The 21987-nt window shown below is 65.9% G+C and carries 17 protein-coding genes and 1 pseudogene; 7 read left to right on the forward strand and 11 right to left on the reverse strand.

What is annotated here, in order from left to right; all coding sequences use genetic code 11:
* Nucleotides 1-9: 9 nt before the first annotated feature.
* Nucleotides 10-2334 (reverse strand): 3-hydroxyacyl-CoA dehydrogenase/enoyl-CoA hydratase family protein, encoded by a 2325-nt coding sequence (locus JD971_RS13335; RefSeq protein ID WP_202087669.1) that lies wholly within the window; start codon nt 2332-2334, stop codon nt 10-12.
* Nucleotides 2334-3469, reverse strand: a pseudogene (locus JD971_RS13340) (acetyl-CoA C-acyltransferase). The gene JD971_RS13335 and the pseudogene JD971_RS13340 overlap by 1 nt, the downstream one beginning before the upstream one ends.
* A gap of 242 nt (nt 3470-3711) precedes the next feature.
* Here JD971_RS13340 and JD971_RS13345 point away from each other — a divergent pair.
* The gene (locus JD971_RS13345) at nt 3712-4098 is read left to right on the forward strand and encodes a MerR family DNA-binding transcriptional regulator (protein ID WP_236672094.1); all 387 of its coding nucleotides are present in this window, start codon (nt 3712-3714) and stop codon (nt 4096-4098) included.
* A gap of 10 nt (nt 4099-4108) precedes the next feature.
* Here JD971_RS13345 and JD971_RS13350 read toward each other — a convergent pair whose 3' ends face one another.
* Genes JD971_RS13350 through JD971_RS13375 form a run of 7 tightly spaced genes read right to left on the reverse strand, consistent with a single transcriptional unit; the run spans nt 4109 to nt 10269 of the window.
* Nucleotides 4109-4969, reverse strand: coding sequence for an RDD family protein (locus tag JD971_RS13350; protein ID WP_236672095.1), 861 nt, complete (start codon nt 4967-4969; stop codon nt 4109-4111).
* 2 nt (nt 4970-4971) lie between these two features.
* Nucleotides 4972-5454, reverse strand: a complete 483-nt coding sequence (locus JD971_RS17205; protein ID WP_371809653.1) for a stage II sporulation protein M — start codon at nt 5452-5454, stop codon at nt 4972-4974.
* The gene (locus tag JD971_RS17210) at nt 5426-5995 is read right to left on the reverse strand and encodes a hypothetical protein (RefSeq protein ID WP_371809654.1); all 570 of its coding nucleotides are present in this window, start codon (nt 5993-5995) and stop codon (nt 5426-5428) included. Before JD971_RS17210 ends, JD971_RS17205 begins: the two co-directional genes overlap by 29 nt.
* A complete protein-coding gene (locus tag JD971_RS13360) occupies nt 5992-7305 on the reverse strand; it encodes a DUF58 domain-containing protein (protein ID WP_202084140.1) in 1314 nt (437 codons plus the stop codon). Before JD971_RS13360 ends, JD971_RS17210 begins: the two co-directional genes overlap by 4 nt.
* Complete coding sequence (locus JD971_RS13365; RefSeq protein WP_202084141.1) at nt 7302-8258, reverse strand: MoxR family ATPase; 957 nt, start codon at nt 8256-8258, stop codon at nt 7302-7304. Before JD971_RS13365 ends, JD971_RS13360 begins: the two co-directional genes overlap by 4 nt.
* Nucleotides 8255-9571 (reverse strand): hypothetical protein, encoded by a 1317-nt coding sequence (locus JD971_RS13370; protein ID WP_202084143.1) that lies wholly within the window; start codon nt 9569-9571, stop codon nt 8255-8257. Before JD971_RS13370 ends, JD971_RS13365 begins: the two co-directional genes overlap by 4 nt.
* Nucleotides 9568-10269, reverse strand: a complete 702-nt coding sequence (locus tag JD971_RS13375) for a DUF4129 domain-containing protein (protein WP_236672096.1) — start codon at nt 10267-10269, stop codon at nt 9568-9570. Before JD971_RS13375 ends, JD971_RS13370 begins: the two co-directional genes overlap by 4 nt.
* Nucleotides 10270-10441: 172 nt before the next feature.
* Between JD971_RS13375 and JD971_RS13380 the strand changes: the two genes are divergently transcribed.
* Nucleotides 10442-11239 (forward strand): hypothetical protein, encoded by a 798-nt coding sequence (locus JD971_RS13380; protein ID WP_202084145.1) that lies wholly within the window; start codon nt 10442-10444, stop codon nt 11237-11239.
* A 119-nt stretch (nt 11240-11358) separates the two neighbouring features.
* Here the strand turns inward: JD971_RS13380 and putA are convergent, their stop codons facing one another.
* Nucleotides 11359-15159: a trifunctional transcriptional regulator/proline dehydrogenase/L-glutamate gamma-semialdehyde dehydrogenase gene (gene putA / locus JD971_RS13385; protein WP_236672097.1), complete on the reverse strand. Its 3801-nt coding sequence runs from the start codon at nt 15157-15159 to the stop codon at nt 11359-11361.
* Between the two features lie 72 nt (nt 15160-15231).
* Here putA and JD971_RS13390 point away from each other — a divergent pair, with 72 nt between their 5' ends.
* From JD971_RS13390 to maiA, 5 genes are all read left to right on the forward strand, one after another.
* Nucleotides 15232-15729, forward strand: a complete 498-nt coding sequence (locus tag JD971_RS13390) for an Lrp/AsnC family transcriptional regulator (RefSeq protein WP_202084146.1) — start codon at nt 15232-15234, stop codon at nt 15727-15729.
* A gap of 24 nt (nt 15730-15753) precedes the next feature.
* Nucleotides 15754-17121: an L-serine ammonia-lyase gene (locus JD971_RS13395; protein WP_202084147.1), complete on the forward strand. Its 1368-nt coding sequence runs from the start codon at nt 15754-15756 to the stop codon at nt 17119-17121.
* Between the two features lie 118 nt (nt 17122-17239).
* Nucleotides 17240-17788: a VOC family protein gene (locus JD971_RS13400; protein WP_202084148.1), complete on the forward strand. Its 549-nt coding sequence runs from the start codon at nt 17240-17242 to the stop codon at nt 17786-17788.
* Nucleotides 17785-19098: a fumarylacetoacetase gene (gene fahA / locus JD971_RS13405; protein WP_202084149.1), complete on the forward strand. Its 1314-nt coding sequence runs from the start codon at nt 17785-17787 to the stop codon at nt 19096-19098. Before JD971_RS13400 ends, fahA begins: the two co-directional genes overlap by 4 nt.
* The gene (gene maiA, locus JD971_RS13410; protein ID WP_236672098.1) at nt 19095-19742 is read left to right on the forward strand and encodes a maleylacetoacetate isomerase; all 648 of its coding nucleotides are present in this window, start codon (nt 19095-19097) and stop codon (nt 19740-19742) included. The genes fahA and maiA overlap by 4 nt, the downstream gene beginning before the upstream one ends.
* 52 nt (nt 19743-19794) lie before the next feature.
* Here maiA and JD971_RS13415 read toward each other — a convergent pair whose 3' ends face one another.
* On the reverse strand, nt 19795-21936 hold the full coding sequence (locus JD971_RS13415; protein ID WP_202084151.1) for a malate synthase G: 2142 nt from the start codon (nt 21934-21936) through the stop codon (nt 19795-19797).
* Nucleotides 21937-21987: the final 51 nt, after the last annotated feature.

Below are 21987 nucleotides of genomic sequence, written 5' to 3' on the forward strand. Positions count from 1 at the left end.
GTCGTTTCCTTAGTTGCGCAGGGGCTTGCCGGTTTCGAGCATATGCTCGACCCGGGCCTGCGTGCGGGGGTCGCGCACGCATTCCATGAATGCCTCGCGCTCCAGCTTGAGCAGCTGGTCTTCGCTGACCTCGTCCTGCATGTCGGTGTCGCCCCCGGTCAGCACGTGGGCGAGCCGTTTGGCCACGACCGTATCGTAATCGGTCGCAACGCCTTTCTTGTGAAAATCGCTGACGGCGAGATCCACCGCCGCCCGGCCCGTATCGCCCGGCAGGCGATAGACCGGCTTTTCCGGCGGGGTGTAGCCATCGACCAGCGACAAGGCCTTCGCCTTCGCATCGGCGAGCAGGCGGTCCCGGTTCATGGTGATGCCGTCGTCGGGCCGCAGGAACGCCATTTCCTTCGCCTGCGCCGCCGATTTGGCGACCTGCGCGGTGGAGATGGTCTCGAAGGCCTTGGACAGGGCGGGCATCGGGCCGCGCGGCATTTTCGGGCTGTTCATCAGGCGGGAGAGATATTCGCCATTGCCGCCCCATCCGGGGACCAGCCCGACGCCGCATTCGACAAGCCCGGTATAGGTTTCGGCATGGGCCTGCACCGCGTCGGAATGCATCAGGATCTCGCACCCGCCGCCAAGCGCCAGCCCGGCCGGCGCCGACACCACGGGGAAGGGCGCGTATTTCAATGCCTTGTACGCATCCTGTCCGGCCCGGATCAGCTTGTCGATCTCGCTCCACGCCGCGATATTCACCGCGAACATGGCAAGGCCGAGATTGGCGCCGGCGGAAAAATTGCTGCCCTCGTTATAGATGACGAGCGCCTTGCGCCCATCGCGGACCATGCCGATGGCCTTGCCGATCATCTTCATGACCTGCTCGTCCAGCGCGTTCATCTTCGCCGTGAATTCGAGCGCGAGAACACCGTCGCCAATGTCCCAGATCGCCGCCGAGCCGTTCTTCGCCAGCGGTTTGGAGGCAAGCTTGATATCTTCGAGCAGGAGCACGCCCTCGGGCCGCACGATGTCGCGATATTCGCCCTCGGCCGTCAGATATTGCCGCTTGCCATCCTCGATCCGGTAGAACGGACGGTCGCCCGCCACATCGAGGATTTCGGGCACGTCGCGCCCTTCCTCGCGCAGGCGTTTCGCAAGATAGCCGGGGCCGAGCCGGTCGATCAGTTCGAACGGACCGTGCTTCCAGTTATATCCGAGCTTCATCGCATCGTCGATCGCGACGACATTGTCCGCGGCCTCGCCCACCAGCATGGCGGAATAGGACAAGACGTTGCCCAGCAATTCCCAGGCATAGCGCCCGATCTTCCCGTCGAGCGAGACGAGCGCGGTGAGGTCCTTTTGCGCATGCTTGGGCACGCTGGCGGGACGCGCGGCGCGATATTCGCCGCTCTCGAGATCGATGGCGTATTTCTCACGCCCGCCACCCGTCGCCTTTTTCAGCGTGTAGAAACCGCCCTTGCCCTTGCGGCCGGTAAAGCCGTCGGCGATCATCTTCTCGATCAGCGGCATGTCGCGCACCGTGTCGAAATAGGGGTCGCCTTGCGGAAGCGTGCTCGACAGGCTCTGCGACAACAGCGGCATCAGGTCGATGCCGATGAGGTCGAGCAGGCCGAAAATGCCGGTCTTGGGCACGCCCATCGGGCGGCCGCCGATGGCGTCGGCTTCCTCCACCGTGATGCCCTGATCCATCGCGGCATTCACGGCGAGCGCGAGCCAGTAGGTGCCGATGCGATTGGCAATGAAGCCGGGCGTGTCCTTTGCCGCAACGACGGTCTTGCCCATCTTGCGGTCGAGGAAATCGGACACCTTGTCGGCGGTGGCGGCGTCGGTCGCCTTGCCGCGCACGACCTCCACCAGCCGCATGTAGCGCGGCGGGTTGAAGAAATGGGTGATGAGGAAATCGCGGCGGAACTGCTCGTCCATGCCATCGACCAGGTTTTCCAGCGGAATGGTCGAGGTGTTGGACGACACCGCGGTCCCGGCCTTCTTCACCTCGGCGATCCTGGCGTAGAGCTTCTGCTTGATGTCGAGCCGCTCGACGATTGCCTCCACGATCCAGTCGCACTCGGCGATGCGGTCGAGGTGGTCGTCGATATTGCCGGTCTCGACCAGCTTTGCCGCCGATTTCGTCATGAACGGAGCGGGGTCGGCCTTCAGCATCTTTGCCACCGCACCCTCGGCAATGGCGTTGCGATTGGCCTCGCCGTCCTTCACGATGTCGAGCAGCAGCACCGGCACGCCCGCATTGGCGATTTGCGCCGCGATCCCCGCACCCATGGTGCCCGCGCCGATGACACAGACCTTGTTGATATGTTCAGCCATCATGCACGCTCCAGCACGGTTGCGATGCCCTGGCCGCCACCGATGCACTGCGTGGCGAGCGCGTAGCGGCCGCCTTCGCGCTTCAACAATTGCGCCGCCTTGCCGGTGATGCGCGCACCCGTCGCGCCCAGCGGATGGCCGAGCGCGATCGCGCCGCCGTCGATGTTGATCGTCTCTTCCTTCAGCCCCAGCTCGCGGATGCAGGCAATCGCCTGGCTGGCGAAGGCTTCGTTGAGTTCCACCACGTCGAGATCGGCGGCGGTGATCCCGGCGCGCTCCATCGCCTTTTTCGACGCGTTGATCGGGCCGAGGCCCATCGTCTCCGGCTCGCAGCCCGAGATCGCGACCGACTTGATCGTGGCGAGGATGTCGAGCCCGTTCGCCTCGGCAAATTCACGGCTGCACACCAGCGTCGCCGATGCGCCGTCGGTGAGGGGGAGGACGTGCCGGCGGTGACCGTGCCATCCTTGTCGAATGCGGGTTTCAGGCCGGACAGAGCCTCCTTCGTGGTGCCGCCACGGATCGTGCCGTCCTTCGACACCGTGCCCTGCTTGCCCTCGATCGCGATGATCTCGCCGTCGAACTTGCCGGCTTCCTGTGCAGCGGCGGCCTTCTGCTGGCTCTTCACCGCGAATTCTTCCTGCTCGTCGCGGGTGATGCCGAATTTCGTCGCGACGTTTTCCGCCGTCTCGCCCATGCCCATGTAGGCGCCGGCGGTCTTCTTCGCGAGCGCGGGGTTGGGGGAGGGGTTAAACCCGCTCATCGGGACGCGGCTCATGGATTCGAGTCCGGCGCAGATATAGGCATCGCCGGCGCCGATCGCGATCTGCCCCATGGCGATGTGGATCGCGCTCATGGACGAGCCGCAGAACCGGTTCACCGTCATGCCGCCCACCGAAATCGGAAGATCGGCCAGCAGCACGACCATGCGCGCCACGTTCAGACCCTGCTCGCCCTCGGGAAAGGCGCAGCCCAGGATCACATCCTCGACCTTGCCTGCGTCCACGCCGGTCTTCTCGATCAGGCCGCGAATCGTCTGCGCGGCGAGGTCGTCGGGCCGCACGCGGGCCAGATCGCCCTTGTTCGCAAGGTGGAAGGGGGACCGGGCATATCCGGCGATGACGATATCAGTCACTGCATTTCCTCTCTTTGATCCGAACTCGTGGCACACGGGTCGGCGGGGTTTCTCCGCTTGCTAACCAATGCGTCGTATGCTTACCCTATAGGTAAACCATCAGGGCAGGGTTTTTCAACCCCCCACTTTTGCGGAGAATGGCCATCGTAAAACACGCCTTCCCAAACGGCTCGCGACCCTGCAACAAGGCAACGGACGGGATCGGACGCGGGTTCCGGTATGCGGGAGAGGGGAACGAAAGCTTGGCCGACACCAATCCATTGCGCGGCATTCAGGATGTCGCCGACAGTCTGGGCGTGACGACGCGCACGCTGCGCTTTTACGAGGACAAGGGGCTGGTGCAGCCGGTCCGCGTCGGGGGCACGCGCGTGTATGCCCGCCGCGATGTCGCGCGCCTGCAACTGATCCTGCGAGGCAAGCGGCTGGGTTTCTCGCTCCGGGAGATCGAGGAATTTCTCGACCTGTATGACGCCGATCCGCAGCATGTCGAACAGATGCGCCGCCTCTCCGAACGCTGCGCCGAAAGGATCGAGGAGCTTGAGGCGCAGCGTGTCGCACTCGATCAGACGCTGCGCGAACTGAAGGAAATGGAGAAGCAGGCCCGCGCCCGCATTCCCGAGGGGCAGTGACGCCCGCGGTTCACGTTGCCCGCCGCCCATGCTTCGTATCGGTGGGGCGGCCCATCACCAGCTCGCTCTCCAGATAGGCGACGAGCGCGGCATAATAATCGTTGAGGAAAGCGGCGTCGTCCTCGCCATCGTCGGGGATTTCCGCCTTGGCCCGAATGGTGGCGGCGACGCGCGAAATGCTGTCCTCCCGCCCCTGGCGCAGCACTTTTTCAAGCGTCTGCAATTCATAGATCCCGTAAAGCCGGAGCGCGCGTTCGTCGAAACGACGCCGTGGCCCCGCATCCTGTGTCGCGGCGAGATCGGGCAGCAGTCGGGCCTCGGGCACATGCACCACCCATGTCCCGGCGAGCAGGTCGCCGATCCGCATCCGGTCGCGATTGAGCAGCGGAAAAAACAGGAAAAGCCCGCTCCACGCGAGGCCAAGCAGGCCGATCAGCGCGTCGAGATCGCTCGTCGCGGCCTCCACCGCCAGGAATTGCAGGGGGAGGAACACCTCGATCTCGCGCATGGCATTGCGCACGACGACCGCCCCGCCGGTGAGCCGGGCGCCGTCGCGCGCCACCACGCGCAGTTTCATCAGCCGTTTGCCCGGCGTCGCGCCGCGCTGACCGCTCTCGAACCCGATGAACCAGAAATTGCGGAGCAGGAAGAACCCGATCAGCCAGATGATCGCCGCCGCCTCGCCGCCGCCGCCCGACAACACCGCCGAGGCCAGGATCGTCAGGGTAATGAGCGCTACGACGATGATCGCGGCATCGATGGCAAAGGCGATGGCCCGCTCCGATCCGCCCGCCAGCCGCAGGCGCAGGTTCACCCCCTCCGGCGTGACGAAGTCGCGGGTGCGCGAGCGATGGCGAGGGGGGCGGGCCACGTTCATCGCCGTTCGGCGTCCCCACGCCGCCAGAGGTAGAAATATCCCGTCCAGAGCAGCAGCATCCCCGCCGCAATGGCATAGCGCGCGCCATCTGCGGTCACGAGCTGCCGCCCGATTCCTTCGAGCGCGCCGGCCACGATGAGCATGATGACCACCCCGCCCATGACCGGCCCGGCGGTGCGTCCCGCCACAACCGCGGCGTCCATCCGCCGCATCCCGCCGGGAAAGGCGATCGCGCGCCCGATGCGGAACCCCGCTGCCCCTGCAAGCAGGATCGCGAACAGCTCGGTCGTGCCATGGATCATCAGCCAGCCGGTCAGCTCGAACGCCAGCCCCGCCTTTGCATAGACGGCATAGAACGCGCCGAGGATCATCCCGTTGTAAAGCAGCAGCAAGGTCGTCGGCGCACCGAACGCGAAGCCAAGCGCGAAGCAGAACAGCGCGACCTGCGAATTATGGGTGAGGAGATAGGCGGCAAACACGCTCAATCCATCCTGCTGCCGGGTATAAAGCGCGGCGCGCAGCACCTCGGCCGAGGCGCCGGGATCGCCCCCCGGCAAGCCCTTCGGGGATGAGCGCGTAGAACCATGCCGGATCGCCTGTCACCATCGCAAAACCGATGATCGCGCCCATCACGCTCAACACCAGCGCGGCGAGCGTTTCGGGGACGATCGCGCGCACCGCACGCGGCCAGCCCGCCGCGAAAAAGCGGCGCAATTGCGCCCGGCCCGTCTCCGGCACGCCATAGACATGGAAATAGGCCCGCGTGCAAAGCTGTTCGAGAAAGGCGACAAGCGCCGTGTCGAGCGCCGTTTCACGCGCGATGGAGAGCGAGGACAGCGCCGCGCGATACAGCACGGGAAGCGCCATCAGCTCCTCGTCCGAAAGGCTGCGGATGGAGCGTTTCTCGATCCGTTGGAGCAGCGCGTCGAGCCGCATCCACTCCGCCTCGCGCGCCTCGCGGAAGAGGGTGGAATGCGCGCGCGCCGGGCTGGAGGCGGGGGCGGGGAGGGATACGCTCACAACCGGTTCTCCCGCTTCATGACGAGATACGCCTCGACCAGCCGCTCGGCCACATTTTCATGCCCGGCCTCGACCACCTCGACGCCGAGCTGGCGCAGCTGCGTGAGGACCAGCAACCGTTCGCGCAGCAGCGCATCGGCGGTGACCGCCCGCGCAATATCGTCCGCCGTATCGGGCCGCGCGCCGGCCATGCTCTCCAGCTCCTCATCCCGCAATACGACGACCATCAACACGTGCCTGCGCATGATCTGCGCGGCGGAGCGCAGCAGAAAGCCTGCCGCTATGGCGTCGGTAAACTCCGTCATCAACACGATGAGCGAACGCCGGTGCACCCGCCCGGACAATTCGGATAGCGCCAGCGTGTAATTGGTCTCCTGTCCCGAATAGTCGATGCGGGCGGCGACCTGCTGCAACTGTGCGAAGGCGGACGGGTCGCCGACGAAACCGCTCGTCACCCGGGGCCGTGCGTCAAAGCCGAAGAACGCAACCCGGTCGCCCAGCCGAAGCGCGAGCCAGGCATTCAGCAATGCCGCCGAAACCGCCCGGTCGATGCGCGGCATGCCGGCGACGGGGTCGGTCATCTGCCGCCCCGCATCGATGGCAAAGACGATCTGATTGTTGCGTTCGGTGCGATATTCGCGGGCATGCAGCGCGTGGTGCCGGGCCGAGTGTTTCCAGTCGATCGCGCGCCGGTCCATGCCGGGCCGGAATTCGACGAGGCTGTCGAAATCGGACCCTTCGCCGCGCAGCATCTGCGTGACCATGCCGTTATGCTGAACCCGGTCGAACATGCGCGGTCCGTTGCGCCGGGCGGTTTCGATGTCGGGCAGAACGGCGGTTTCGCCATCGGCGTCATGCACCATCTGTTTCCAGCACAGCCCCATCGGCCCGGTCCAGCGCAGCCACACCCGGCGCCCCGCGATCAATCCGCGCCTCTGCGGCCGCAACGCAAGCGCAGCGCTCGCCTCGCTTACCGAAGGGGTGAGCGTGCGGGAAGCTCCGTCCACCGCTTCCGCATGCTGGGGAAGCCCGAGTGAAAGCTCCACCGTATCGGGCGCCTTGCCGGCAAAGCGCAAGGTGACCACCGCGTCGAAAGCATGTCCGACCGACACGGTTTCCGGCATGGCGACATCGACGGACAGCGTGCGGCGCGACGGCGTTATAATCGCATCTATCGCCATCAACGCCGCCACCGCCACCGGCAACAACAGCCCCGCCGCCCATGCCCCCGGCCACAGCACCGCAATACACAGCGCCAGCGGAAGCCCCGCCGCCGCCGCAATCAACGCGCGCCGGGTGGGGTAGATCAACGCGGCGCCTCGATTGCATCGATGATGGAACGGACCACGTCCTCGACCGCGCGGCCCTCGATCTGTGCCGACGGCGACAGTTGCAGGCGGTGCCGCAGCAGCGCGGGGGCGAGCGCCTTCACATCGTCGGGAATGACGAAATCGCGCCCGTCAATCGCGGCATGCGCCCGCGCTGCCCCGGCCAGCATCGCGCCCGCACGCGGGGACGCCCCGCCGTCGAGATCGGCGGAATCGCGCGATCCGCGGATCAGCCGCGCAATATAATCCACCACCTCTTCCGCCAGGCGCACCTCGCGCACCGCGGCGACGGCGGCGCCGATGGCATCCCCGTCCGCGACGCGTTCGACCCCCCATGCCTGCGGCGACATGTTGGCATCGCGTGCGCCATGCCCGGCGATGATGCGCAATTCTTCGTCGTAGTCGGGATAGCCGACGACCTGCTTGAACAGGAAACGGTCGTTCTGCGCCTCCGGCAGCGGATAGACGCCCTGCTGCTCAATCGGGTTCTGCGTCGCGATCACGGTAAAGCGCGGGCCGAGATCCATCGTTTCGCCGTCGATGGTGACGTGCCGTTCCTGCATTGCCTCCAGCAAGGCGGCCTGCGTCTTGGGCGGGGTGCGGTTGATTTCGTCGGCGAGCAGGAGATCGGTAAAGATCGGACCGCGCGTGAGGGTAAAGCTGCTCGTCTGGAAATTGAACAGGTTGGCGCCGATGATATCCGCCGGCATCAGGTCGGGCGTGAATTGTATGCGCCCGAAATCCATCCCGCTGGCCCGCGCAAAGCTGTGGGCGAGCAGGGTCTTGGCCGTGCCGGGCGGCCCTTCGAGCAGGATGTGCCCCCGCGAAAACAGCGCGATCAGCATGAGACGAACCGTCTCGTCCTGACCGACGACGGCCTTGCCGACCTCGGCCCTTATCGCGCCGGACAGTGCCTGCAATTCGTCAATGGTCAAGACGTCTTCTCCCGTTTCCAGTCATCGAGGGCGCGCGCCGCGGACAGCAGCTCCGCATCGTTGTCCGCCGCCGCGGCACGTGCGGCAAGGGCGGTGAAATCGTCCCGGCGGTTCATCCGGTCGAGCCGGGCGTCGAGCGCCTCGCCCCGGACATGCGCGGGTATGGCGAACATCCGCCGCGCCTGTAACCGGATCGCATCGGCATAGCGCGTGCCGAGCCGGTGCGTGCGGTTCGCCTTGCGCATCATGGCGGCGCTGCTGTCGGCGAGCGCGGCCTTGCCGAAGGGCAGCGCGCGGGCACGTGCCACAGGCTCGCCAAACGGGGCGAGGGCGCGCAGGCCGACCATCGCCATCAGCACGAGCAGGCCCAGCGTCATGGCCAGCAGCGGCGGTTCGAACAGCAGGCGCAGGGGGCTGGCCGTGACGGCAAAGCCATTGCGCGTGACGTCGAACATCAACATGCCGGTCGCATCGTCGGGGTCGCGCGAACCATCCGCCTGCAAGATGTCGAGCAGGGCGAGGGCGGCCCGTGCATTGGCCGCGTCGCGCATGCCGATATTGTTGATGAGATCCGGGTCCGAAAGCACGAAAAGATGCCCGACCCGGCCCAGCACGATCCCGCCGCGCCCATCGGTGATGAGCGGTTCGAACACGCGGTCGCGCGCATCGGTAAGGGCACCCGGGCGGTCCCCATCGGCGTTCTCGTCCCCATCGGGATCCTTTTCACCGGTCTCCTCGTCGCTCGCGAAACGATCGTTCACCAAAACCTGGAGCATGCGCGGCGCATCGAAGCGGACCTCTTGCGAAAGCCCCGATACCGCCAGCGGTTCGCCATTCATGGAGCGGCGTTCGATCTCGTAGCGTATCGCCGGGGCGAGCACGGTTTCCGGATCTTCGGTATCGAGGGGGCCGGGCGTGCTGGTCCAGCCGTCACGCTCTTGCAAGGGTTCGATCTGCCATTTGGGAAACACGACGAGCGTGGGCCGGCCCCGGTTCGTGCTTTCGCCAAGATTGGTATAGCCGCTTTCGGGGGTGAGGATGAGCAGGCCGTCGCCATCCCATTGCCGGTCGTTGCGGACCAGCACGGGCGCCCGCCCCGTCGCCTCCGCCAACAGGAACAGCCCGCGAAACCCCACCGCGCTATTGGAAAGCGCATTGGCCCGCCCGTTATCCAGTCCCCGCCGTTCGGGCGCATAGGCCGCCAGCAGCAGGAGCAGCACGAAGCCCAGCACCCCCGCCCCGACGAGAAGGACGACGGCCCCCCGGCGAAAAGGGCTGCGTTGCGCGGCATGGCCGATCGCGATGTCGCTCATCGCGCGTCATCCGAGGGAAGGGCGAAGCCGGCATAGGCATCCCGCGCCCGGCTCCAGTCCGACAGCGACAGCGCCCGCCCGCCGAACAGGCTGCGTTCGACGAGGCCCGCGATCTGTGCGAACGCGCCGCGCGCCGCGGGGGGAAGGGCAGGCGCCCCGGCGAGATCGCGGCTGGTCGAGGACGGGCGCACCGCGCCGGGCCGCCACCGGGCCATATCCTCCACGCTGCGCAGGAGCAGCCGGTGTACCGCCTCGCCATAGCGGCCATCGGCGGCGAGCCGATCCGCCTCGTTCAGCCAGGCGCGGGCCGGCTCCTCCGCCGGGATCCAGCCCTCGTCATCCTCCGTGCCCGCATCGCGGCCCGCGCGCCGGGGCCAACGCCACGCCCCCGACCGAATGCGCGCCGCCACGATCCACACGGCGAGGATCGCGAGCGCCGCGAGCAGCACGGCAAGCAGCACCCGTGCATAGGGCGCCTCCGGAAGCCATGAAAACAGCCACATGATCGCGGTGCCGATCGTTTCCAGCGCATCGGCAATGGCGCGCCCCACTGCGCGAAGCCATTCGGGCGTGGTGGGCGGCTCGGTCGCCGGGCCGAAGGAGAATTGAACCTCGCCCCCGTTCACGAGTTCGCGATGCGCTTCGCGAAACGTCGCGTCGCCCATCGACGGGTCGGGCGCCCCTGATGCTGATGCCATGAAAAACGCGCCCCGATGGTCTGTGGTCCGGCCCATGCACCTCGCCATCGGCGCAGAGTAGCCGATGCCGCGCCGGGTTCAAGTGCGGGCATCCGATGCCCCACCGCAATTATCGCTGGACAGCCGGCGGCCTGCTTGGCACCCGATGGGGATTATCTTGGGGGAGCAGCGCGTGACGGACGAAATGGCGGTCGGGGACTATCGGGCGCAGGGGCATCTTTCCATTGGTGACGCGCTGAAATCCGTGCCGCGTGCGTTGCGCCGCGATGGCGCGACCCTGCTTGCTCTCACACTCGTTTTCGGGGCGGTGCCTCTTTTCGTGTGGAGCCTGTTCGAGGCGCGCATTGCGGGCGGTGTCGGCGATGATGACGGGTACGGGGTCATCGGCGCGGTGGCGATCGCCTATCTCGTGAACCTCGCCTCCTATCTCCTGGTGCAGGCCGCGCTGGTGCAGGCGAGCTACCGGTCGCTGCGCGGGGAGCGTGCGGCGTTCGGGCAGAGCATCGCCGGTGCCGCCTCGGTCGTGCTGCCGCTGCTCGGTTTCCTGATCCTCTACATCTTGGGCATTTTCGGCGGGTTCATGCTGTTCATCGTGCCGGGGATCGTGCTCATGGTCATGTGGTCGGTCGCGGTGCCCGCCCTCGTGCTCGAACGCAGCGGCGTGATCGGGGCGTTCGGCCGCAGCCGCCGACTGACGAAGGGGCATCGCTGGTCGATTTTCGGACTGTTCCTGCTGTTGTTCGTGGCGTCGATGGTCGGGGGCGGCATTCTGGGCGCCGCGATCCTGATGTTCATGGGGGCACCGGACGCGGTGTCGGGATCGGGTTTGTGGGTGGCCGCCGCGATCAATGGCCTGATTACCGGCCTCGTCAACATGGTCGGCGCGATCCTCGTGACCGCACTCTTCATACAATTGCGCGAGTTGGAGGAAGGGCCGGATGTGGCGGAGCTGGAGGATATCTTTTCCTGAGGTTCGGTGTTTTTACCCAAACTGCGGGCTTTCCGGATGATCGCGCCTGCATCGCCAATGTGAAAAGCGCCGCGCCCCCATCGGGACGCGGCGCTTTTCGTAGGCTCCGGTTGGCGCGATCAGCCCAGCATCATCAGGCTGGCATTGCCGCCCGCCGCGGTGGTGTCGATGGAGGTGGATACCTCCTCCAGCATCCAGTCCACGTGCCATGCCCCCCCTTCGAGACATTCGCGCGGGGTCGCCGCCTGCGTAAGCAGGATCGGCCCGTCCATCTTCGCGATTTCGCGCTGAAGCTCCTTGACCCTGTCGGCGTCGCCTTCGATGAGCGCGCCGGCAAAGCCCAGGCCAAGATCCTGCGACACGTGCCGCTGCACGCTTTGCGGCAGGTCGGCGGGTAGCTCCACCTCGCTGTCGAAGACGGCCACGCCGCCCGCCGCGATCACGGCGGCAAGTTGCCCCAGCATGCCACGCCGCGTTTCGGGCAGGCAGAGGATGCGGCCGCGGCTATGGAGGGCATAGAGGTTCTGCTCGCCCACCGGGCCGGGCAGTTCCAGTTCCACGCCTAGCGCCGATTGCCAGCCATAGGTCTTGGCCCGGCGCGCGGTGCCCTGCTCGCCATTTTCATGGAGCCATTTGCCGTAATCGAGCAGCGCCGTATCCCCGCGCACGGCAAAGGGATGCTCCATCACCGGCGGATTCTTGACCAGCCGGCGAAGGTAGAGCGGCCCGCCCGCCTTCGGCCCGGTGCCCGAAAGCCCGCGCGCGCCGAACGGCTGCACGCCGACGATGGCGCCGATCTGGTTGCGATTGACGTAGACATTGCCGACCTTGATCCGCTTCACCACGTGGGCGACGCGCTCGTCCATCCGCGTGTGCAGGCCGAAGGTCAGGCCATAGCCTGTATCGTTGATCGCATCGATCATCGCGTCGAGCTGATGCGCCTTGAACCGCACGACGTGCAGGACCGGGCCGAACACCTCGCGGGTCAGCATCGCCATATTGTCGATCTCGATGATCGTGGGCGCGACGAACGTGCCGTGGGCGGTATCGTCCGGCATGGAAAGGCGGTGCACCCGGCATCCCTTGGCTTCCATCTCGGCGATGTGCTTTTCGATGCCGTCCTTCGCCTCGGCGCTGATGACCGGGCCGATGTCGTTCGACAACCGGTCGGTCGAGCCGATGCGCAATTCCTGCAACGCACCCTTCAACATGTCGAGCGTGTTGTCCGCGATCGAATCCTGGAGGCACAGCACGCGAAGCGCCGAACACCGCTGTCCCGCGCTGTCGAAGGCGGAACCGATGACATCGCCAACGACCTGCTCCGGAAGCGCGGTGGAATCGACGATCATCGCGTTCTGCCCGCCGGTTTCCGCGATGAGCGGGATCGGCTTGCCCTCGGGCGAAAGCCGGTCGGCGAGCTGTTTCTGAATGATGCGCGCGACTTCGGTGGAGCCTGTGAACATCACGCCCGCCACCTCCGGCGACCCGATGAGCGCGGCGCCCGTTTCGCCAAACCCCGGCATCAGTTGCAGCGCATCGCGCGGGATGCCCGCCTCGTGCAGCATGCGCACCGCTTCGGCAGCGATGAGCGGCGTTTCCTCCGCCGGTTTCGCCACGACCGTGTTCCCGCCGATCAACGCCGCGGCAACCTGCCCGGTGAAGATCGCCATGGGGAAGTTCCACGGGCTGATGCAGACCACAGGGCCGAGCGGCTTCTGCCCCTCGTCGAAAATCTCGCGCGCCTGCATCGCGTAATAGCGCAGGAAGTCGATCGCCTCGCGCACCTCGGCAATGCCGTTCAGCACGGATTTGCCCGCCTCCCGGACCAGCAGGCCGAGCAGTTCGGGCATGCGTTCCTGCATCGCGTCCGCCGCCCGTTCGAGCATGTCGGCACGATGCGAAAGCGGCACCTCGTTCCATTTCGACGCCGCCGCACGCGCCATCGCGGCGGTAGCGACTTCGGGGGAGGCGACCCGCATGTGGCCCACAACGTCGCGGTGGTCGGCAGGGTTGAGCACCTCGACCGGATCGCTCGTGTCGCCGTCGGCAAATGCGGTCCATGTCCGCTTCGCGCTGGCGATCATCGCGTCGGTCATGGCGGCAAGGTCACGCTCGTCCGAGATGTCCATCCCGTCGGAATTGCGCCGCTCGCCATAAATGTCCTTGGGCAGCGAAATACGATCGTGCAGCCGGCCCGGCATGGGCATGTCGCGCACGATCTTCACCGGATCGACGACCAGCTCGGACGCCGGCACCGCAGGATCGGAAATGCGATTGACGAAGGACGAATTCGCCCCGTTTTCGAGCAGGCGCCGCACCAGATAGGCGAGCAGCGTTTCATGCGTGCCGACGGGTGCGTAAATGCGGCAGGGCCGGTTCAGCTTGTCCGCGCCGACGACCTGTTCATAGAGCGGTTCGCCCATGCCGTGCAGGCACTGAAACTCGTAATCGCCGAATTCGAAATCGTCCGGCCCCGCCATGTGGTAAATCGCGGCCAGCGATTGCGCATTATGCGTCGCGAATTGCGGGAACACGACATCCTTGTGCTCCAGCAGTTTTTTCGCGCACGCGAGGAAGGACACGTCGGTGTGCAGCTTGCGCGTGAAGACGGGAAAATCGTCCAGCCCTTCGACCTGGCTCTGCTTGATCTCCGCGTCCCAGTAGGCGCCCTTGACCAGCCGGATCATGATGCGGCGGTCGGACCGTTTGGCAAGGTCGACGATCCAGTCGAGGACGTAGAACGCCCGCTTCCCGAACGCCTGCACCACGAAACCCAGCCCGTTCCACCCGGCCAGATCCGGATGCACGGCCAGCGATTCCAGAATGTCGAGCGAGAGTTCGAGCCGGTCCGCTTCCTCCGCATCGATGTTGAGACCGATGTCGTAATGTTTCGCTAGGCGCGCGAGTTCGATCACCTTGGGCAGCATCTCGTCCATGACGCGATCGGCCTGCGCGCGTTCGTAGCGCGGGTGGAGCGCCGAAAGCTTGATCGAAATGCCCGCGCCTTCGTAGATGCCGCGCCCGTTCGCCGCCTTGCCGATGGCGTGGATGGCGGTTTCGTAATCGCGGAAATAGCCTTCCGCGCCCTTCATCGTGGCGGCGGCCTCGCCCAGCATGTCGAAGCTGTAGGAAAATCCTTTCTTCTCCATGTGGCGCGCACGTTTGAGCGCCTCGTCAATATCCTCGCCCGTGACGAACTGTTCGCCCATCATGCGCATCGCGATGTCGACCGATTTGCGGATGACCGGCTCGCCGACGCGCGCCACCACGCGGGTCAGCGCATTGGCCAGCCCCTTTTCGGTCATGCCCTTGGGCCCGACGCTCCCGGTGAGATGGCCGGTGAACATGAGGCCCCAGCTCGCCGCGTTGATGAAGAGCGCCTTTTCCTCGCCCACGTGGGAGCGCCAGTTGCCGCCCGAAATCTTGTCCCGGATCAGCGCGTCGCGCGTCGCCGCATCCGGCACGCGCAGCAATGCCTCTGCAAGGCACATCAGGGCGACGCCCTCCTGCGTGGACAGGGAGAATTCCTGCACCAGCCCCTCGACCCCCGAAGGCTTGCGCGCCTTGCGCAGCCCCATGACAAGGTCATAGGCGGTGTCCTGCGCGGCCTGACGCTGCACCTTGGGCCGGCGCGCATATTCGAGCAGCGGTTGCAGGCAATCGGGCTCGGCACAGCGATAATGATCGGTGATGCGGCGGCGAAGTTCGGATTGCTCGCGGACGGGCGGGGCGAAATGGGTGAACGCTTTTTCCCCTGCGATCACGGCATGGTCGGGCGCCTGACCGGACGCCTGACCCGACTGGGCCTCATCGGCGGGTTTGTCCGTCCGGTTGGCGGCGGGCGCGTCGGTATCGCGCATCGCGTCATGGGCGTCGTGGTTCAGGCGGTCGATGGATTCGGGTGTGTGCATGTAGGTCATAATAGCCAATTCAACGCACGGGGTATGGCTTATTTCCTTCCCCCCCGGACAGTTAAGCCCTATCTGGCCATAATGAGCCCACCTGCTAGACCAAATGGCACACGCCTTGCGGACGACACAGTCGATCTGGACGCGTTCGACCACAAGATACTGGCCGCATTGACCGCCGACGGGCGCATGTCGGTAAGCGAGCTGGCCCGGCAGATCGGCCTTTCGAAAACGCCGTGCCAGATCCGGTTGAAGCGGTTGCAGGATCTGGGCGTCATTACCGGCTTTCGCGCGATCGTGGACCTCGCCCGGCTGGGCCGCGACCATGTGACCTTCGTCGAATTGAAGCTGTCCGACACGCGGGAGGCGGCGATGGCCGCCTTCAAGACCGCGGTGCGGCAGCTCCCCGAGGTGGAGGAATGCCACATGATCGCCAGCACGTTCGATTTCCTGCTCAAGATCCGCACCCGCGACATTCAGGAATATCGCAAGGTGCTCTCCGAACGCATCTCCGCGCTGCCCCATGTGTCCAGCACCTCGACATTCGTTGCGATGGAAACGATTTGCGACTTCTCCCGATAGGGGGCGATGGGCTATGCACGGCCCATGTTCATCAGCACATTCGATTTGTTCAAGATCGGCGTCGGCCCGTCCAGCTCCCACACCATGGGGCCGATGTCGGCCGCCGCTGCCTTTGCCGCCGCGGCCCCGCCCGGCACCGCGCGGGTGGAAACGCGGCTGTTCGGCTCGCTCGCGCTCACGGGGAAGGGGCATGCCACCGATCGCGCGGTGCTGCTCGGCCTTTCGGGGCAGACGCCGGCGGAAATCGACCCGGACGAGGCGGAGCGCATCGTCGCTCGCGTACGGGAAACAGGGCGCCTGCCGCTCGACAATAATCGTCAGATCGCGTTCGATGAGGATGCGGACCTGCTGTTCCTCCAAAAGGAGCGGCTGACCTTTCATTCCAACGCCATGCGCTTCACGGCTTTCGACGAGGACGGCGCCGAATTGCGCAGCGACGTGTATTATTCCATCGGCGGCGGCGCGATCCTTCACGAGGACGAGGTGGGCCGGAATGCGCCGATCGACCTTGCCGGCGACGTGCCGAATGCGTTTTCCTCCGCGCGCGAATTGCTGGCGCTGGCCCGCGACAATCGCACCAGCATCGCCGATCTCGTGCGCGAGAACGAGGAAAGCCTGCGTTCGCCCGACGAAATCGGGCGGCGGCTCGCCGAGATTGCCGATGCCATGACGGCATGCATCGAGCGCGGCATGCACACCGACCTGCGCGAACTGCCCGGCGGGTTGAAGGTAAAGCGCCGCGCGCCCTGCATCCGCGAATCGCTGATGCAGCGGCAGGAGCGGGCGCTGGCCGATCCGCTCACCGTGATCGACTGGATCAACCTGTGGGCGCTCGCCGTGAACGAGGAGAACGCCGCCGGCGGCAAGGTGGTCACCGCGCCGACCAATGGTGCGGCGGGCATCGTGCCGGCGGTGCTGCGCTATTACGAACGTTTTGCGCCCAATTCGAGCCGGCGCGGGGTGGAGGATTTCCTCCTCACCGCCGCCGCGATCGGCTCGCTGTTCAAGGAAAACGCCAGCATTTCAGGCGCCGAGGTCGGGTGCCAGGGCGAGGTCGGCGTCGCCTGCTCGATGGCGGCGGCGGGGCTTGCCGCCGCGCTGGGCGGCACGCCGATGCAGGTGGAGAACGCCGCCGAAATCGGGATGGAGCACAATCTCGGCCTCACCTGCGATCCGGTCGCGGGTCTGGTGCAGGTGCCGTGTATCGAGCGCAATGCCGTCGGCTCGATCAAGGCGGTGGAGGCGGCGCGGCTCGCGCTGCTCGGCGATGGGACGCACCGCGTCAGCCTCGACGAGGTGATCGAGACCATGCGCAAGACCGGGCAGGACATGATGGAAATCTACAAGGAAACCTCGCTCGGCGGGCTGGCGGTGAACGTCGTCGAATGCTGACACGCAGGGCATGGCGCAAACAGGTTTCAGGTGATACTATAGGACGGTAAACGCACAGGAGCGCCGTGGAAGCCGGGGAAACCTTTCGCCACAGGCGCGTTGGGCAAGGAGGATCACGATGACCACGCCATTCCAACTCAGCCGCATTCACCACGTCGCCTATCGCTGCAAGGACGCGAAGGAGACGGTCGAGTGGTACGAGCGCATGCTCGGCATGACGTTCAAGAGCGCGTTCAGCGAGGACAAGGTCCCCTCCACCGGCGAAGACGACCCCTACATGCATGTCTTCCTCGATTGCGGGGGCGGCAATGTGCTGGCCTTCTTCGAACTGCCCGGACAGCCCGAGATGGGCCGCGATGAAAACACGCCCATGTGGGTGCAGCATCTCGCGTTCGAGGTGCCGGACATGGACGCGCTGCTCGCGGCGAAGGACCATCTGGAGGCGGAGGGCGTCGACGTGCTCGGCCCGACGTTCCACGGCGTGTTCAGATCGATCTATTTCTTCGACCCCAACGGGCACCGCGTCGAACTGGCCTGCAATATCGGCACTGACGAACAATATGCGGAGCTCGAACGGGTCGCCCCACTCATGCTGGACGAATGGTCGCGTACGAAGCGTGCACCGCGCCATGCCGCATGGCTACACGAGGAACCTGAAAAGCAATGACCGATACGGATTTCACCCATGACCCCGCCGCGAAAAGCTGGGTCGAGAGCGCCAATGGCCACCCCGATTTTCCGGTGCAGAACCTACCGCTCGGCATTTTTGCGCCCGGCGGAAAGGGGAAGCGTGGCGGCGCCGCGATCGGGGATGAAATCCTGGACATCGCGGCGGTTGCCGATCTGCTCGACGGCGATGCGGTAGAGGCCGCAAAGCTTGCGGGGCAGGATACGCTGAATGCGCTGCTCGGCTGCGGTCCGGCATCGGCGCGCGCGCTGCGCCGCGGGTTGTTCGGCCTGCTGACCGATGAAAGCAGGGCCGGCAAGGTGCGCCCGCATCTTTACGCGGCGGCCGATTGCGCGATGCACGTGCCGGTCTTGGTCGGCGATTACACCGATTTCTACACCGGCATCCACCACGCCATGAACATCGGGAAGCAGTTCCGCCCCGACAATCCCCTGCTGCCCAATTACAAGCACGTGCCGATCGGCTATCACGGGCGTTCGTCCTCGATCCGCGTGTCGGGCGCGGAGGTCACGCGTCCGGTCGGCCAGAAAAAGCCGGCGGAAGAGGGCGGCAACCCCGGCTTCGGCCCGGCGGCGCGGCTCGACTATGAAATGGAAATGGCAATCTGGATCGGGAAGGGCAACGATCTGGGGCAGCCGATCCCGATCGCGCAGGCAGGCGACCATATCGCCGGCATGTCGATCCTCAACGACTGGTCCGCGCGCGATCTTCAGGCGTGGGAGTATCAGCCGCTCGGCCCCTTCCTCGCGAAGAATTTCCATAGCTCGATCTCGCCCTGGATCGTGACCGGCGATGCGCTCGCCCCGTTCCGCACGGCACAGCCCGCCCGGCCCGATGGCGACCCGCAGCCATTGCCCTATCTCACCGACGCGGCGGATCAGAAATCGGGCGCGTTCGCCATCACGATGGAGGTCCTGCTCACCACGCCGACCATGCGCAGTGCCGGCGCCGAACCGCACCGGCTCAGCAAGGGGCCGATGACGGCGATGTACTGGACCGCGGCGCAGCTTGTCGCGCATCACGCGGTCAATGGCTGTAACCTGCGGCCCGGCGACCTTCTGGGCACCGGGACATTGTCGGGCGCCGATGACGACACGATGGGCAGCCTCATGGAAATCAGCCGCGGCGGGAAGCAGCCGCTCGAACTGCCCAATGGCGAGACGCGCGCGTTTCTTGAGGATGGGGACGAGATCATCATGCGCGCCTATGGCGATGCGGATGGCGCCGTCCGCATCGGGTTTGGCGAATGCCGCGCGGTCATCCGCGCCGCGCCGGAGATCCGGTCGTGACGCCGCCCGAACTGATCCTCCACGGATACTGGCGGTCCGGGACGAGCTATCGCACGCGGATCGCGCTGGAGCTGAAGCGGCTGGAATACGGGCAGGTCACGCATGATCTGCGCACCGGGGCGCACAGGCTGGAAACCTATCGCTCGATGGCGCCGCAAGGGTTGGTGCCCGTGCTCGAGGAGGGGGGCTATTACCTCCCGCAGAGCCCGGCGATCCTCGAATTTCTTGAGGAACGCTATCCCGAGCCGCCGCTGCTGCCGACCAACCATTACGAGCGGGCGACGGTGCGCGCGATGTGCGCGGTCATCGGGTGCGACATTCATCCGCTCAACAATCTGCGCGTGCTCAATGCCATTCGCGACGATTTCAGGGCGAATGACGACGCGGTGAAGGCATGGGCGGCGAAATGGATCGCGAGCGGTTTCGAGGCGCTCGAGGAAATGATCATCAAGCATGGCAACAAATACGCATTCGGCAATTCGCCGACGATGGTCGAATGCTATCTCGTGCCGCAGGTCTATTCCGCGGAGCGTTTCGGCGTCGACATGGCGCCTTATGCCAAGCTCATGCGCGTGGTCGAACATGCCCGCAACAATGCGCAGATCGCCGCGGCCCATCCCGACCGTCAGCCCGACGCCGACTGACCGGTAGGGCGCCGGTCCGCCGCATGCATGGCAAACCGGCGCCTGTCCTGCCTCAGGCCGCCTCCGCCTTCTTGCGCAGGCGCCATGCATGCAGCAGCGGTTCGGTATAGCCCGAAGGCTGCGCCGCCCCTTCGAAGATCAGCGCGCGTGCGGCCCGGTATGCGTGGCTGCTGTCCCAATGGCCTACCATCGGTTCGTAAAACGGATCGCCGGCGTTCTGCGCATCGACCTTTGCCGCCATGCGGCGCAAGGCGGCGTCGACATCGGCCTCGCTACACACACCATGCATGAGCCAGTTTGCCAGCGCCTGCGATGAAATGCGCAAGGTCGCGCGGTCTTCCATCAGGCCGATGTCGTGAATGTCGGGCACCTTGGAACACCCGACCCCCTGATCGATCCAGCGCACGACATAGCCCAGGATTCCCTGCGCATTATTGTCGAGTTCGCGCGCGATTTCATCCTCGGTCCAGTTGCGCCCGTCGGCCAGCGGCACGCGCAGCAGGGTTTCGAGCGGCGGGATGCCTTCGCTCGCGATATGCTCCCGCCGTTCGAACACGTCGACGCGGTGGTAATGGATGGCGTGCAAGGTCGCGGCGGTCGGGGAGGGGACCCATGCCGTGTTCGCACCCGTCATGGGATGGGCGATCTTCGCCTCCAGCATGTCGGCCATCCGGTCGGGCATCGCCCACATGCCCTTGCCGATCTGCGCCTTTCCGTCGAGCCCGCAGGCAAGCCCGATCGCGACATTGCGTTTTTCGTAGGCGTCGATCCATTCCGATGCTTTCATCTCGCCCTTGGGCACCATGGGGCCGGCGCGCATCGCGGTGTGGATTTCATCGCCCGTGCGGTCGAGGAAGCCTGTATTGATGAACACGATCCGGTGGCGCACCGCCGCGATGCAGGCGGCGAGATTGGCGCTCGTCCGGCGTTCCTCGTCCATGACGCCGACCTTCATCGTGTGGCGCGGCAGGTTCAGCATGTTCTCCACCGCGTCGAACAGCCGGTTCGTAAAGGCGGCTTCCTCCGGCCCGTGCATCTTCGGCTTCACGATATAGATGCTGCCCGTGCGGCTGTTCGCGATGGCCGGATTGCCGAGCCGCTTCAGATCGTGCAGCGAACACAAGCCGGTGATCGCGGCGTCCATCAACCCTTCGGGCACGTCCGACCCGTCGGGCAGGCGAATGGCCGGATTGGTCATGAGATGGCCGACATTGCGGACGAAGAGCACACTGCGCCCCGGCAGGGTGAACGCGCCATCGGGTCCGGTATAGTCGCGGTCGGCGGCGAGCGTGCGGCGCGCATCCTTCCCGCCTTTGCGGAAATGCGCGGTCAGCTCGCCCCGCATCAACCCGAGCCAGTTGGCATAGGCGGCAACCTTGTCCTCCGCATCGACGGCAGCGATCAGATCCTCCATGTCGACGATGGTGGTGATGGCCGCCTCCATCACGATGTCGGCAATGCCCGCCCTGTCGGTCCGGTAGATGGGATGGTCGCGGTCGACGACGATCTCGATATGGAGCCCATTGTGCCGCAGGAGCCAGCCATCGCCCCGCCGCCCGCGCAATTCGCCTTCGCGCAAGAGCGGTTCGCGCCCGTCCCAATCCGCCCACGACCCTTCGCGCAGCGGCACGGTCTCATCGAGGAACGCGCGCCCCGCCGCGATCACCTTCGCGCCGCGCGCCTCGTCATAACCGCCCGGCTCCGGCGTGCCGGGGAGCGCATCGGTGCCATAGAACGCATCATACAGGCTGCCCCAGCGCGCATTGGCGGCATTGAGCACGAACCGTTCGTTGAGCACCGGCACGACGAGCTGCGGCCCGGCCATTGTCGCGATTTCCGGATCGACGTTCTCGGTATCGACGGCAAATGGCGCCGGCTCCTCCACGAGATAGCCGATCTCGCGAAGGAATTGCATGTACTCCTGCGTGTCGATCGGCTTTCCGCTGCGGGCCGCGTGCCATTCGTCGATCGCCTGCTGCAGCGTGTCTCGCCGGTCGAGCAGGCGGCGATTGACGGGCGCAAGTTCGCCGAGCATCGCGGCAAACCGTTGCCAGAACGCGTCCGCGTCGATCCCTGTCCCCGCAAGGGCGCGGGTTTCGACGAACTCGGCAAGCCCCGCCGCCACGTCGAGCCCGGCCCGCGATACCCGCTCGCCGTTCGTGCCGGTCCTCTCGATTGTGTCCTGCTGCGTCATCGCCATTCTCCTGGTGCCTGTTGTCGACCGGGGTAGGGGGTCGGCGGCGTC

The sequence above is a fragment of the Croceicoccus sp. YJ47 genome, assembly GCF_016745095.1.
Lineage (GTDB): Bacteria > Pseudomonadota > Alphaproteobacteria > Sphingomonadales > Sphingomonadaceae > Croceicoccus.